This window comes from Streptomyces sp. NBC_00996 (assembly GCF_045162675.1).
In the GTDB taxonomy this organism is placed as follows: domain Bacteria; phylum Actinomycetota; class Actinomycetes; order Streptomycetales; family Streptomycetaceae; genus Streptomyces.
On sequence record NZ_CP108723.1, the window covers coordinates 8413519 to 8426273 of the forward strand.

Here is a 12755-nt window from a genome sequence, read left to right on the forward strand (position 1 = left end):
GCCGATTGCCCCACGGCGGCTGTGCCCAGCTGCTCCTAGGCCTTGGCCCGCAGCGAAGCCACCAGTACAGGCGTGACCTGCTCAACCTGCCAGAGGCGCGCCCCATACCCGGCAAGCGCAGCCGCAACCGACTCGGAGTCGGGGCTCGGCGGCTCCCAGCAAACCCGACGCACCGTGTCCGGAGTGATCAGATTCTCCTGCGGCATGTTGAGCTCCTCGGCCAGCGCCGACACGGCGGCACGCGCGGCGGAGAGCCGAGCGGCGGCGGCCGGGTCCTTGTCGGCCCAGGCGCGCGGCGGCGGCGGCCCGGTCACCGGCTGTCCGGGCTGCGGCAGCTCCGCGTCCGGCAGCGCCTTCGCACGGTCCACCGCGGCCTGCCACTGCTCCAGCTGACGCCGCCCCATCCGATGCCCGAACCCGTTCAACGCGGCGAGCGCGTGCACGTTGGCCGGAAGGGAGAGCGCGGCCTCCACAATGGCCGCGTCGCCCAGCACCTTGCCCGGTGAGATGTCCCGGCGCTGCGCGACCCGGTCCCGGGTCTCCCACAGCTCCCGTACGACCGCCATCTGCCGGCGGCGGCGCACCTTGTGCATCCCGGACGTACGGCGCCAGGGGTCCTTGCGCGGCGGCGCGGGCTCGGCCTGCGCGATCGCGTCGAACTCCTGCCGGGCCCACTCCAGCTTGCCCTGCCGGTCGAGCTCCTTCTCCAGGGCGTCGCGCAGGTCGACGAGCAGTTCCACGTCGAGCGCGGCATAGCGCAGCCACGGCTCGGGCAGCGGCCGCGTCGACCAGTCGACCGCGGAGTGCCCCTTCTCCAGTACGAAGCCGAGCACGCTCTCGACCATCGCGCCCAGGCCCACCCGGGGGAACCCGGCGAGGCGGCCGGCCAGCTCGGTGTCGAAGAGCCGCGTCGGCACCATGCCTATCTCGCGCAGACAGGGCAGGTCCTGGGTGGCCGCGTGCAGCACCCACTCCACTCCGGAGATCGCCTCGCCGAGGCCCGACAGGTCGGGGCAGGCGACGGGGTCGATCAGCGCGGTCCCCGCTCCCTCGCGGCGCAGCTGCACCAGATAGGCGCGCTGGCCGTATCGGTACCCGGACGCGCGTTCGGCGTCGACGGCGACGGGGCCGGATCCGGCGGCGAAGGCGGCGATCACCTCGGCGAGTGAGGCGTCGTCGGCGATCACGGGCGGGATGCCGTCTCGGGGCTCAAGCAAAGGGATCGGCGCCGATTCGACGTCGTCCGGAGGGGCGCCTCCGGTGGTTCGCAGTGAGCTGTCTGCTGCGGTCTCTTGGGCGTCGGTCACCTGTCAAGGGTATCTGTGTATGGACAACGCCCGCCGACGGAACGTTCCGTCGACGGGCGTCTGAGGGTCGTAAACCAGTCAGGTCAGTGAAAGATCCGGGTCACGGTCGGGGGAGGGTGCGGCTCACGGGCGATGGGGACTCGGTGCGGTCGGTGGAATCGGTTGTTCCACCGGGCTCAGTGGACTCGTGGATTCAGTGGATGATCCCGGTGCGCAGGGCCACCGCCACCATCCCGGCGCGGTCGCCCGTGTCGGGGGAGGGTGCGGCTCACGGGCGATGGGGACTCGGTGCGGTCGGTGGAATCGGTTGTTCCACCGGGCTCAGTGGACTCGTGGATTCAGTGGATGATCCCGGTGCGCAGGGCCACCGCCACCATCCCGGCGCGGTCGCCCGTGCCGAGCTTGCGCGCGATGCGGGCGAGGTGGCTCTTGACGGTCAGCGCGGACAGGCCCATGGAGACGCCGATGGCCTTGTTCGACTGGCCCTCCGCGACCAGCCGAAGGACCTCGACCTCTCGTCCGGACAGCTCGCGGTAGCCGCCCGGGTGGCTCGGGGCACCCGGGGGGCGGCGGTGCATACGGGCGGCGGCCGAGCCGATGGGCGCGGCGCCGGGCCGGGTGGGGAGCCCGACGTTCGTACGGGTGCCGGTGACGACGTAGCCCTTGACGCCGCCCGCGAGGGCGTTGCGTACGGCGCCGATGTCGTCGGCGGCGGAGAGGGCGAGGCCGTTGGGCCAGCCCGCGGCTCGGGTCTCGGAAAGGAGGGTGAGGCCGGAACCATCCGGCAGGTGGACGTCGGCGACGCAGATGTCACGCGGGTTGCCGATTCGGGGACGGGCCTCCGCGACGGACGACGCCTCGATGACGTCGCGCACTCCGAGCGCCCACAGATGGCGGGTGACGGTGGAGCGGACCCGGGGGTCGGCCACGACCACCATGGCGGTCGGCTTGTTCGGGCGGTAGGCGACCAGGCTTGCGGGCTGCTCGAGGAGAACGGACACCAGGCCTCCTGGGGTGCGGGTCGGGACCGGCTCTGGGGATGAAGCCGGGACGAACCGTGCTTTCAAGGTCACAGACGTCTTCGGCACCAAACCTCTCGCCCTTTAGAGAATGATCACGATTTGGTGAGTAACAATCTGTGCAATTCGGACACGCGATCGATCATCCGAAGATCGAACCGAGTCGCTCCGCGTCAATACGAGGCCGAAAGTGGCCGTATCGACAAAGAACCGGTAAGGACCGGTGAGAGGTGCGCGAGTCGGCGTGCGGGTCGGCGCCGACCGCTGCTCTCCTGGACTCGGCTGGTCCGTGGGCACGGCGACGTCAGCGGGACTGCGGTCCCCGGCGCTGCGGAAGGCAGACCACCGACGCGTCGCCCGGGGTCACCGGCGGGAGCCCGGCGACCTGGCACAGCAGATCGCACCACGCCGCGAGGTGCGCGGCCGTGTCCGGGACGCCGCCCAGACCCTCCCTGGGCGTCCACGACGCACGGATCTCGATCTGGGAGGCGGCCGGGCGCTCCGCGAGGCCGCCGAAGTAGTGCGAGCTCGCGCGCGTGACCGTGCCGCTGGCTTCGCCGTACGACAGACCGCGGGCCTGCAGTGCGCCGGTCAGCCAGGACCAGCAGACCTCGGGCAGCAGCGGATCGGCGGCCATCTCCGGCTCCAGCTCCGCGCGGACCAGGGTCACCAGACGGAAGGAGCCCTGCCAGGCTTCGTGGCCCGCCGGGTCGTGCAGCAGCACGAGCCGGCCGTCGGCCAGATCCTCGTCGTCCGCCACGACCGCGGCCTCCAGCGCGTACGCGTACGGGGCCAGGCGCTGCGGCGGGCGCGTCGGGTCGATCTCGATCTCCGGCCGCAGCCGCGCGGCCCTCAGCGCTTCGACGGCGGCCCGGAAGGGCAGTGGAGCCGTCTCCATCGCATCCCGGTCCCCCTCCTTCGCGTCGTCCATTCCGCCAGCGTCGTCCGACAGTCGTCCCTGAGCCGCAGCCATGCGGGGAAGATTAAGGGGAACGGAGGCTCCGCGCAGGGAGAGACACCCGTGTGCTCCGGCGGTTCGGCGGGAACGGCTCGGTTTCGCCGCGTTCGTGACCGTGACTGCGGGTGGCCCTGGGCGGTCCATCCTGGGTTGTTCGGTCCCGGGGCGGTCGCGGGCGGTCGCGGGCGGTCTTGGGTGCGCGCGGTTCCCCGCGCCCCCTCGGGCGCTGCCCCCGGGCTTGGCTGTCCGTCGGCCGTGCGAGACTTTCCGTCGTGAGTGCCAACCACAGCCCCGCCGGGCAGCAGCCGACAGCCACGTACGAGTCCGCCTTCCTCAAGGCGTGCAGGCGCGAGCCCGTGCCGCACACGCCGGTGTGGTTCATGCGGCAGGCCGGACGCTCGCTGCCCGAGTACCTCAAGGTCCGCGAGGGCATCCCCATGCTGGAGTCCTGCATGCGGCCCGAGCTGGTCGCCGAGATCACGCTCCAGCCCGTGCGCCGGCATCAGGTGGACGCGGCCGTCTACTTCAGCGACATCGTCGTCCCGTTGAAGGCCATCGGCATCGACCTCGACATCAAGCCGGGTGTCGGCCCGGTCGTCCAGAACCCGATCCGCACCCGCGCCGACCTGGCCCAGCTGCGCGATCTGACCCCCGAGGACGTCAGCTACGTCACCGAGGCGATCGGCCTGCTCACGGCCGAGCTCGGCCCGACCCCGCTCATCGGATTCGCGGGCGCGCCTTTCACTCTCGCGAGCTACCTCGTGGAGGGCGGTCCGTCCAAGAACCACGAGCACACCAAGGCGCTCATGTACGGCGACCCGCAGCTGTGGGCCGACCTCCTCGACCGCCTCGCCGAGATCACCGCCACCTTCCTGAAGGTCCAGATCGAGGCGGGCGCCAGCGCCGTCCAGCTCTTCGACTCCTGGGTCGGCGCCCTGGCTCCCGCCGACTACCGCCGCTCGGTGATGCCCGCGTCCACCAAGGTCTTCGAGGCCGTCGCCTCGTACGGCGTCCCGCGCATCCACTTCGGCGTCGGCACCGGTGAGCTGCTCGGCCTGATGGGCGAGGCGGGCGCGGACGTCGTCGGCGTCGACTGGCGCGTCCCGCTCGACGAGGCCGCCCGCCGTGTCGGCCCCGGCAAGGCCCTTCAGGGCAATCTCGACCCGGCCGTCCTGTTCTCCACCACCGAGGCCGTCCGGACCAAGACCCGCGAGGTCCTCGACGCCGCCGCCGGTCTCGAAGGCCATGTCTTCAACCTTGGCCACGGCGTCCTGCCGACCACCGACCCGGACGCGCTGACCCGGCTCGTGGAGTACGTCCACACGCAGACCGCGCGCTGACCCCCCGCCGCCGTCACCAGCTGGGCCGCGCCCGCCTGCCCCACAGCAGGCTGCGCGGTTCCGGTGGGGGTGGGGTGCCCGGGCGCAGCGGCCAGGCGAGCAGCATGCCCGCGAGGAAGCCGACCACATGCGCGGCGTATGCCACCGTTCCCGCGGCCGAGACGCCGCCGCCGGACGAGTAGACGGCCTGGAGGACGAACCAGAAGCCCAGCACGATCCACGCGGGCAGCCGCAGCGGCAGGAAGATCAGGAACGGGACGAGGACCCAGACCCTGGCCCTCGGATAGAGCACCAGATAGGCGCCGAGGACTCCGGCGATCGCTCCCGAGGCGCCGATCAGCGGGTCGCCGGAGTCCTCGTTCAGCAGGGCGTATCCGTACGCCGCCGCGTAGCCGCAGGCCAGGTAGAACAGCGTGAACCGCACATGTCCCATGCGGTCCTCGACGTTGTTGCCGAAAATCAGCAGGAACAGCATGTTGCCCAGCAGATGCAGCCAGCTGCCGTGCAGGAACATCGCCGTGAACACCGACAGCGGCGGCGACTTGTCGTAGTCCGGCGGGCCCACCACGCAGCCGGCCCCGTGCGGGCCGAGACCGACTTCGCCCGTCGGCACGAGGCGTGGCATCTGATGGTGAATCAACTCCTGTGGCACCGAGGCGTAGTGGTCCAGGAACGCCTGCAGATGGCACAGCTGGGACAGACCGCTGTCGCCGGCCACCGATCCGGCGATGCCGGGGGTGTAGAGGAACACGAGAACGTTGGCGGCGATCAGCGCGTACGTCACATAGGGCGTGCGCCGTACCGGGTTCACGTCATGGACGGGTATGACCACAAGGAACTAGTGCCCTCGATGCGCCGACACTGAACGCCGCCGTCCCCGCGTGCGTATGTCTCCTCAACCGCCCGCGCCGCGACGAAGACGCGACGCGAGGAAGACGTGAGGACACAGGCGATGAACGAGCGAGTTACTCCTCCGATGCATGCCCTGCCCGACGGTGAGGCGGAGATCGCCCTGGTGCTGCACCTCCCCTGGGAGGACGTCGCCGCGCTCGGCCAGGAGGCGGGCCGGCTCGCGGCGCGTATGCAGCGTCCGGTGACGCTCGACGAGGCCGTCAGCCACCGGTTGCGCTCCGCGCGGTCGGCGGCTCACGCGAAGCCGGCGCAGTCGCCGCCCGCGGTGGCTGCGCCCGCCTCCGTCTCGTCGCTGCCTGCGCGGCCGCCCGCGGAGCAGGCTCGGCAGGCCATCGACCGGATCAACGGGACCGCCGGGCACGAGTCCGCTTAGGCGCACCGCGAAGGCGCGGACCGCTGTCGACCGCGGGCCGCTCGTGGCTGGTCGCGCCCACGCGGCGGAGCCGCACAAAGTCACGGCCCCGCGTCCCTACGGGGCGCTGTTGCGCACCGCCGCAACCGCCTTGCGGGCCGCGACCAGGACGGGGTCCCACACGGGTGAGAACGGCGGTGCGTAACCCAGGTCCAGGACTGTCATCTGTTCCACCGTCATGCCCGCGGTCAGTGCGACCGCGGCGATGTCGACGCGCTTCGCGGCCCCTTCACGGCCGACGATCTGTACGCCGAGCAGCCGTCCGGTGCGGCGCTCGGCGAGCATCTTCACCGTCATGAGGGCGGCGTTCGGGTAGTAGCCCGCGCGGCTGGTCGACTCGATGGTGACGGTCTCGAACTGCAGGCCCGCCCGGCGCGCGTCCTTCTCGCGCAGCCCGGTGCGGGCGATCTCCAGGTCGCAGACCTTGCTCACCGCCGTGCCGACGACACCGGGGAACGTGGCGTAGCCGCCGCCCACGTTGGAGCCGATGACCTGTCCGTGCTTGTTGGCGTGCGTGCCCAGCGCGATGTGCCGCTCGCGGCCGGAGACCAGGTCGAGCACCTCGACGCAGTCGCCACCGGCCCAGATGTTCTCGTGCCCGCGCACCCGCATCGCCAGATCGGTGAGCAGCCCGCCGTGGTCGCCGAGAGGCAGCCCCGCCGCCTCGGCGAGCCACGTCTCGGGGCGTACCCCGATGCCGAGCACGACCACGTCCGCCGGGTACTCGGCCTCCTGCGTGGCGACCGCCCGGACCCGCCCGTCCTCACCGGTGAGGAATTTCGTCACTTCGGCGTCGTTGACCATGGTGATGCCCAGACCCTCCATGGCCGTGTGCACCAGGCGGCCCATGTCCGGGTCGAGCGTGGACATCGGCTCCTTGCCGCGGTTGACGACCGTCACCTCGTACCCGCGGTTGATGAGCGCCTCGGCCATCTCCACGCCGATGTACCCCGCGCCCACGACCACCGCGCGGCGGCCCTCCGTGACCGCCAGCGTGTCGAGGAGGGCCTGCCCGTCGTCCAGGGTCTGCACGCCGTGCACGCCCGGCGCGTCGGCGCCCGGCAGGTCGGGGCGGATCGGGCGTGCGCCGGTCGCGATCACGAGCTTGTCGTACGACGTCCACTCCTCGGCCCCGGATCCGAGGTCCCGGGAGCGGACGCGGGTGCCCGCGACGTCGATCTCCGTGACCTCCGTACGCATCCGCAGGTCGATGGCGCGCTCCCGGTGCTCCTCGGGCGTCCGCGCGATCAGCCGGTCCCGCTCGGGGACGTCGCCGCCCACCCAGTACGGGATGCCGCACGCGGAGTAGGACGTGAAGTGCCCCCGCTCGAACGCCACGATCTCCAGCTCGTGCGGCCCCCGCAGCCGGCGCGCCTGTGACGCGGCGGACATGCCCGCCGCGTCACCGCCGATCACGACCAGTCGCTCTTTCGCCCTGCCGGTCCCGCTCGTACGGCTCATGCTCATGCGAACACGCTACGGGGGCCCCGCATTTCAGTCCTCCTCGCCACCCTCTCCGCGCACCGGCGGGGCCACCGGCAGCGAAGCCGAGGCGGCCGGAGCCGGAGCCGGGCGGCGCGGCAGCCGGGGCCGCACGAGACGCATCCACACCAGGACGATCAACGCCAGGCCCGCCGCGAACGGGAGCAGCGCGCCGATCGCCAGCGCGATCCAGCGCAGCATTGTGACCAGCACATGCCAGCCGCCGCTGAGCGCGTCCACGAAGCCCGGGTCCTCGTCCTTCTTCTCGGCCTTCTTCACCGGGGTCTCGGACAGCGAGAGCGCGATCGTGGCCAGGCTGGTGCGGTCCTTCAGGGACGCCTGCTGGGCCAGCAGCGCCTCCAGATCGGACTCACGGCTGCTCAACTCCCCTTCCAGGGTGACCACATCGCTGAGTTTGGTCGCCTGGTCCATGAGCTCGCGGACCCGGGCCACGCTGGCGCGCTGCGACTTGATCCGGCTCTCCACGTCGACGACCTGGTCGGTGACGTCCTGTGCCTTGGCCGTCCGCTCGAGGACCTTGCCCGTGCCTTCCAGGTCGGCGAGCACCTCGTCGTAGCGCTCGGTCGGCATGCGCAGGACGAGGCGGGTGCGTTCGTGGCCCTTCTCGTCGCGCGAGGTGGTCTCGTTGCCGACGTAGCCGCCGGCGTCCTCGGCCGTGGAACGGGCCTCGTCCAGGGCCTTGGGCACGTCCTTGACCTGCACGGTCAGGGAGGAGGTGCGGATGATGTGGCTCGCGGTCACCTTGGGCGGGGCGGTGGCCTTGGAGCCGTTCGCCGCGCCGCTGCCCGCGGCGCCCGAGTCCGCCTTCTCGGCGGAGCCCGGAGCGGCGGCCTTGTTGTCGCCGCCCGAATCGCTGGACGCGGTGTCATCGGCGCCGCTGCAGCCCGCCAGCGCGAGGGCGGCGGCGAGGAGTATCCCCGCCAGAGCATGGACAGGGCGTACGGAATGTCCGGAGCGTCCGGAGCTTCGAGTGCGCATATGGGCCTACCCCCGAGGGTCGTGACAACTGTGCCGTGCCGACTGACGCTCCTTCGACGCCCGAGTGGGCCGGGACGTTGGCCGGATCCGGTTCCGATGCGGTCACGGTCGGGACTCGTGCAGGAAACCGGACTCCTGGCGGGCGTGTCAGTGGGGTTTGAGAAGGTGGAGGCATGCGCGCACAGCAGACTCGTACGGATACGGGACACGTCGTGGTCATCGGGGGCGGGATCGCGGGCCTGGCCGCCGCCCACCGATTGCTGGACCGCGGGGCGCGCGTGACCGTCCTGGAGGCGTCGGACCGCGTCGGCGGCAAGCTGCTGCCCGGCGAGGTCGCGGGCGCGCGCGTCGACCTGGGTGCCGAGTCGATGCTCGCGCGCCGCCCCGAGGCGGTGTCCCTCGCACGCGAGGTCGGCCTCACCGACCGCCTCCAGCCCCCTGCGACCGCGACAGCCTCCCTCTGGACCCGCGGCGCGCTGCGCCCGATGCCCAAGGGCCACGTCATGGGCGTCCCCGGCACCGCGTCCGCCCTCTCCGGTGTCCTCTCCGAGGAGGGCCTGCGCCGCATCGAGCGTGACGCCGACCTGCCCCGCACGGAGGTGGGCGACGACGTGGCGGTGGGGGAGTACGTGGCGGCCCGCCTCGGCCGCGAGGTCGTCGACCGCCTGGTCGAGCCCCTCCTCGGCGGTGTCTACGCGGGTGACGCCTACCGCATCTCCCTGCGCCTGGCCGTCCCCCAGCTCTACGCCGCCGCCCGTGCCCACGCCTCCCTGACCGAGGCGGTCCGCGAGATCCAGACCAAGGCCGCCGCCGCCGGGCAGACGGGGCCGGTCTTCATGGGCATCGAGGGCGGTGTCGGCCAACTGCCGCTCGCGGTCGCGGAGTCGGTGAGGGCACGCGGGGGCGAGATCCTGACCGGGATGCCGGTCACCGAGCTCCGCAGGACCGAGGCGGCGGGGCCGGGCGGTGACGGCTCGCCGTTCGCGGCAGACTCCCCGGGGGCGCCGCCGCACGCGGCGTGGCGTGTCGTCGTCGGAAGCCCCGCCGGCGCCGGAAGCGGTGAAAGCCGTGTCCTGTACGCGGACGGTGTCGTCGTAGCCCTGCCCGCCCCGGCCGCCGCCGCGCTGCTGCGTGCCGAGGCGCCCGCCGCGGCGGCCGAGCTGGCCGCCGTGGAGTACGCCTCCATGGCACTGGTCACCCTCGCCTATCGCCGTGCCGACATCGACCTGCCCGAAGGAAGCGGTTTCCTGGTGCCGCCCGTGGACGGGCACACCATCAAGGCGTCCACCTTCGCCTCCCAGAAGTGGGGATGGATCGCCGAGGAGAACCCCGATCTGCTCGTGCTGCGCACCTCCGTCGGGCGGTACGGAGAGACGGAGGTGCTCGGACGGGAGGATGCCGACCTCGTCAAGGCGTCCCGGCACGACCTGCGGGCGGCGACCGGCCTGGACGCCGAGCCCCTCGCGACCCGGGTGACACGGTGGGACGACGGGCTGCCGCAGTACCCGGTCGGGCACCACGCCCGAGTGGCCCGTATCCGCGAGCACGTCGGCAAGCTCCCGGGCCTCGCCGTGTGCGGCGCGGCGTACGACGGGGTCGGCATCCCCGCGTCCATCGCGAGCGCGTACGCGGCCGTGGACCAGCTGGGCGGCGACCGTGGCGGACTGGACGCCCTGATCGCGAACCCGGTGCAGAGTCTGCACGGCGGCGCGGGAGAATAGACCCATGAGTGACGACGCCCCCGCCAAGATCCCGAACGCCGGCAAGAAGGCCAAGGACCTCAACGAGGTCATCCGCTACACCCTGTGGTCCGTCTTCAAACTGCGCGACGCGCTCCCCGAGGACCGTTCCGGTTACGCCGACGAGGTCCAGGAGCTCTTCGACCAGCTCGCCGCGAAAGATGTCACCGTCCGCGGCACGTACGACGTGTCGGGGCTGCGCGCCGACGCCGACCTGATGATCTGGTGGCACGCCGAGACGAGCGACCAGCTCCAGGAGGCGTACAACCTCTTCCGCCGCACCAAGCTGGGCCGCGCCGTGGATCCGGTCTGGTCGAACATGGCGCTGCACCGCCCCGCCGAGTTCAACCGCTCGCACATCCCGGCGTTCCTCGCCGACGAGACGCCGCGCAACTATGTGAGCGTCTACCCCTTCGTGCGCTCCTACGACTGGTACCTGCTGCCCGACGAGGACCGCCGCCGCATGCTGGCCGACCACGGCAAGATGGCCCGCGGCTACCCGGACGTGCGCGCCAACACGGTCGCCTCGTTCTCGCTGGGCGACTACGAGTGGATCCTCGCCTTCGAGGCCGACGAGCTGTACCGCATCGTCGACCTCATGCGTCACCTCCGCGCCTCCGAGGCCCGGATGCACGTCCGCGAGGAGGTCCCGTTCTACACGGGCCGCCGCAAGGACGTCGCCGAGCTGGTCGCGGGCCTCGCCTAGGGCCTGATCCAAACGACAGGCCCTGGATCAGGGCGCCTGCCGGGTGGTCTTCGAGTCCGCGGTGTGCTGAGAGCCCATCGAGTCCTCCGCGTCCTTCGCGCTCGCCGAGTTCCCTGAGCTCTCTTCGCTCCCCGAGCTCCCCTCGCTCTTCGAGTGATCACCCGGCGCCACCGGCTTCGGCTCCGCGTGCGGCGCGCACCCCGTGCGCCGCGCCGGGAGCCGGCCCTCCAGCAGATACGCGTCCAGGTAACCGTTGACGCACTGGTTGGGCCCGCCCCCGATCCCGTGCGTCCCGGCCTCCTTCTCGGTCACCAGGACCGAGCCGGACAGCCGCCGCTGCAGCTCCCGGGCCCCTTCGTACGGGGTCGCCGCGTCCCGTTCGGCCGCGAGGATCAGGGTCGACGGCAGCGCCCCGGGCAGCGTCCGTACGTCGAGGGGCTTCTGCCGCGGCACCGGCCAGTACGCGCACGGCAGGTTCATCCACACGTTGTCCCAGGTCTCGAACGGCGCCACGCGCGCGAGGCGTGTGTTGTCGCGGTCCCAGGTGCGCCAGTCGGTCGGCCAGGACGCGTCATTGCACTCGACCGCCGTGTAGACCGCGGTGCCGTTCTCCTGCTCGGCCGCCGCCTCCGGAAACGGACCGGCCTGCTCGACCAGCGGCTTCGGGTCGCCCTTCAGATAGGCGGAGAGCGCCATGGCGCGCTGCGGCCAGTAGTCGTCGTAGTACCCGGCCTCCAGGAACGCGCCCTGCAACTGTGCGGGCCCCACCTTCCCGCCCGCGGGAGAGGCGGCGAGCTGCGCCCGCACTTTCTCGTAGCTGTGCAGCACTTCTTCGGGTGTGGCACCGAGCCCGTACACGTCGTCGTGCTTGGCGACCCACGCACGGAAGTCCGTCCAGCGGCGCTCGAACGCGACCGACTGGTCGAGGTTGTTCCGATACCAGATCAGGTCGGGGTCGGGGTTCACCGCCGAGTCGAAGACCATCCGGCGTACGTGTGAGGGGAAGAGCGTCGCATAGAGGGCACCGAAGTACGTCCCGTACGAGGCGCCCATGAAATTCAGCTTCGGCTCGCCGAGCGCGGCGCGCAGTACGTCCAGGTCGCGGGCATTGTTGAGCGAGGTGTAGTGGCGCAGGCCGGTGCCCGAGCGCTCGGCGCACCCGCGCGCGTACGCCTTCGCCTCGGCGATGCGCTCCTTCTTGTACGACTCCGAGGGGAACGTCGGCGCCTGCGAAGGCGCCTTCAGAAAGCGCTTGGGGTCCTGGCAGGACAGCGGGGCGGAGCGGTCGACCCCGCGCGGTGCGTAGCCGACCAGGTCGTACGCCGCCGCGATGCGCTGCCACTCGGGGAGGAATCCGATCAGTGGGAAGTCCATGCCGGAGGCGCCCGGACCGCCGGGGTTGTAGACGAGGGCGCCCTGCCGTGGCACCTTCCGCTTCGAGTTCCTCGCGTCCTTGCCGGTGGCCTTGACGCGGCTGACGGTCAGCTTGATCTGGCGGCCGTCGGGGTGTGCGTAGTCCAGGGGCACCGTGACCGTGCCGCACTGGAGACTGCCCGGGGCGTCTCGCTCCTTGGCGCACTTCCCGAAGTGGACACCCGCGGCCGCGGCGCGGCCGGCGGCGACGGCGGTGCCGCGCATCTCGGCCGAGCCTGCCGGATCGTGCCAGGCCGGTTGGCCGGCCGCCGGGGCGGCGACGAGGGCGGTCAGGAGCATGGACCCTGCGGTTCCGTGGAGGACGGCAGCTCTCATCGCGAATCCCTTCAATGCGCGGCAGCGACAAAAGGGATGTTTCGTTCGACGGTTGGTGAAGTAAAGCACCGGGCCCCCGGTGTCGGCCCCTATGACCCCGATGCGCCCCTCAGTCCCGTGGCGAGCCGCCCC

The 12755-nt window shown here is 71.8% G+C and carries 11 protein-coding genes; 4 read left to right on the forward strand and 7 right to left on the reverse strand.

Going from position 1 to position 12755, the window contains the following annotated elements:
- Window positions 1–35: 35 nt before the first annotated feature.
- The 3 genes from OG390_RS39125 to OG390_RS39135 form a co-directional block, all read right to left on the reverse strand.
- Window positions 36–1307, reverse strand: coding sequence for an HRDC domain-containing protein (locus tag OG390_RS39125; protein ID WP_406174539.1), 1272 nt, complete (start codon window positions 1305–1307; stop codon window positions 36–38).
- A gap of 338 nt (window positions 1308–1645) precedes the next feature.
- Window positions 1646–2308, reverse strand: a complete 663-nt coding sequence (locus tag OG390_RS39130) for a response regulator transcription factor (protein WP_019073943.1) — start codon at window positions 2306–2308, stop codon at window positions 1646–1648.
- A gap of 322 nt (window positions 2309–2630) precedes the next feature.
- Window positions 2631–3257 (reverse strand): DUF3000 domain-containing protein, encoded by a 627-nt coding sequence (locus OG390_RS39135; protein WP_406174541.1) that lies wholly within the window; start codon window positions 3255–3257, stop codon window positions 2631–2633.
- Between the two features lie 299 nt (window positions 3258–3556).
- Between OG390_RS39135 and hemE the strand changes: the two genes are divergently transcribed.
- Window positions 3557–4624 carry a uroporphyrinogen decarboxylase gene (gene hemE, locus OG390_RS39140; protein WP_406174543.1) on the forward strand — a complete coding sequence of 356 codons (1068 nt, stop codon included), beginning with the start codon at window positions 3557–3559 and terminating at the stop codon, window positions 4622–4624.
- A gap of 13 nt (window positions 4625–4637) precedes the next feature.
- Here hemE and OG390_RS39145 read toward each other — a convergent pair whose 3' ends face one another.
- Complete coding sequence (locus OG390_RS39145) at window positions 4638–5456, reverse strand: rhomboid family intramembrane serine protease (RefSeq protein WP_406174544.1); 819 nt, start codon at window positions 5454–5456, stop codon at window positions 4638–4640.
- 120 nt (window positions 5457–5576) lie between these two features.
- On the opposite strand from OG390_RS39145, the gene OG390_RS39150 reads away from it, so the two are divergent.
- Window positions 5577–5909, forward strand: a complete 333-nt coding sequence (locus OG390_RS39150) for a hypothetical protein (protein WP_406174546.1) — start codon at window positions 5577–5579, stop codon at window positions 5907–5909.
- A gap of 96 nt (window positions 5910–6005) precedes the next feature.
- Here OG390_RS39150 and OG390_RS39155 read toward each other — a convergent pair whose 3' ends face one another.
- Window positions 6006–7415 carry an FAD-dependent oxidoreductase gene (locus OG390_RS39155; RefSeq protein WP_406174548.1) on the reverse strand — a complete coding sequence of 470 codons (1410 nt, stop codon included), beginning with the start codon at window positions 7413–7415 and terminating at the stop codon, window positions 6006–6008.
- A gap of 27 nt (window positions 7416–7442) precedes the next feature.
- On the reverse strand, window positions 7443–8429 hold the full coding sequence (locus OG390_RS39160) for a DUF4349 domain-containing protein (RefSeq protein WP_406174550.1): 987 nt from the start codon (window positions 8427–8429) through the stop codon (window positions 7443–7445).
- 173 nt (window positions 8430–8602) lie between these two features.
- On the opposite strand from OG390_RS39160, the gene hemG reads away from it, so the two are divergent.
- On the forward strand, window positions 8603–10150 hold the full coding sequence (hemG, locus tag OG390_RS39165) for a protoporphyrinogen oxidase (RefSeq protein ID WP_406174551.1): 1548 nt from the start codon (window positions 8603–8605) through the stop codon (window positions 10148–10150).
- Window positions 10151–10154: 4 nt separating this feature from the next.
- A complete protein-coding gene (gene hemQ / locus OG390_RS39170; protein ID WP_399084849.1) occupies window positions 10155–10874 on the forward strand; it encodes a hydrogen peroxide-dependent heme synthase in 720 nt (239 codons plus the stop codon).
- Between the two features lie 27 nt (window positions 10875–10901).
- On the opposite strand, the gene OG390_RS39175 is transcribed toward hemQ, so the two are convergent.
- Window positions 10902–12623: an alpha/beta hydrolase gene (locus OG390_RS39175; protein ID WP_406174553.1), complete on the reverse strand. Its 1722-nt coding sequence runs from the start codon at window positions 12621–12623 to the stop codon at window positions 10902–10904.
- Between the last annotated feature and the right edge of the window lie 132 nt (window positions 12624–12755).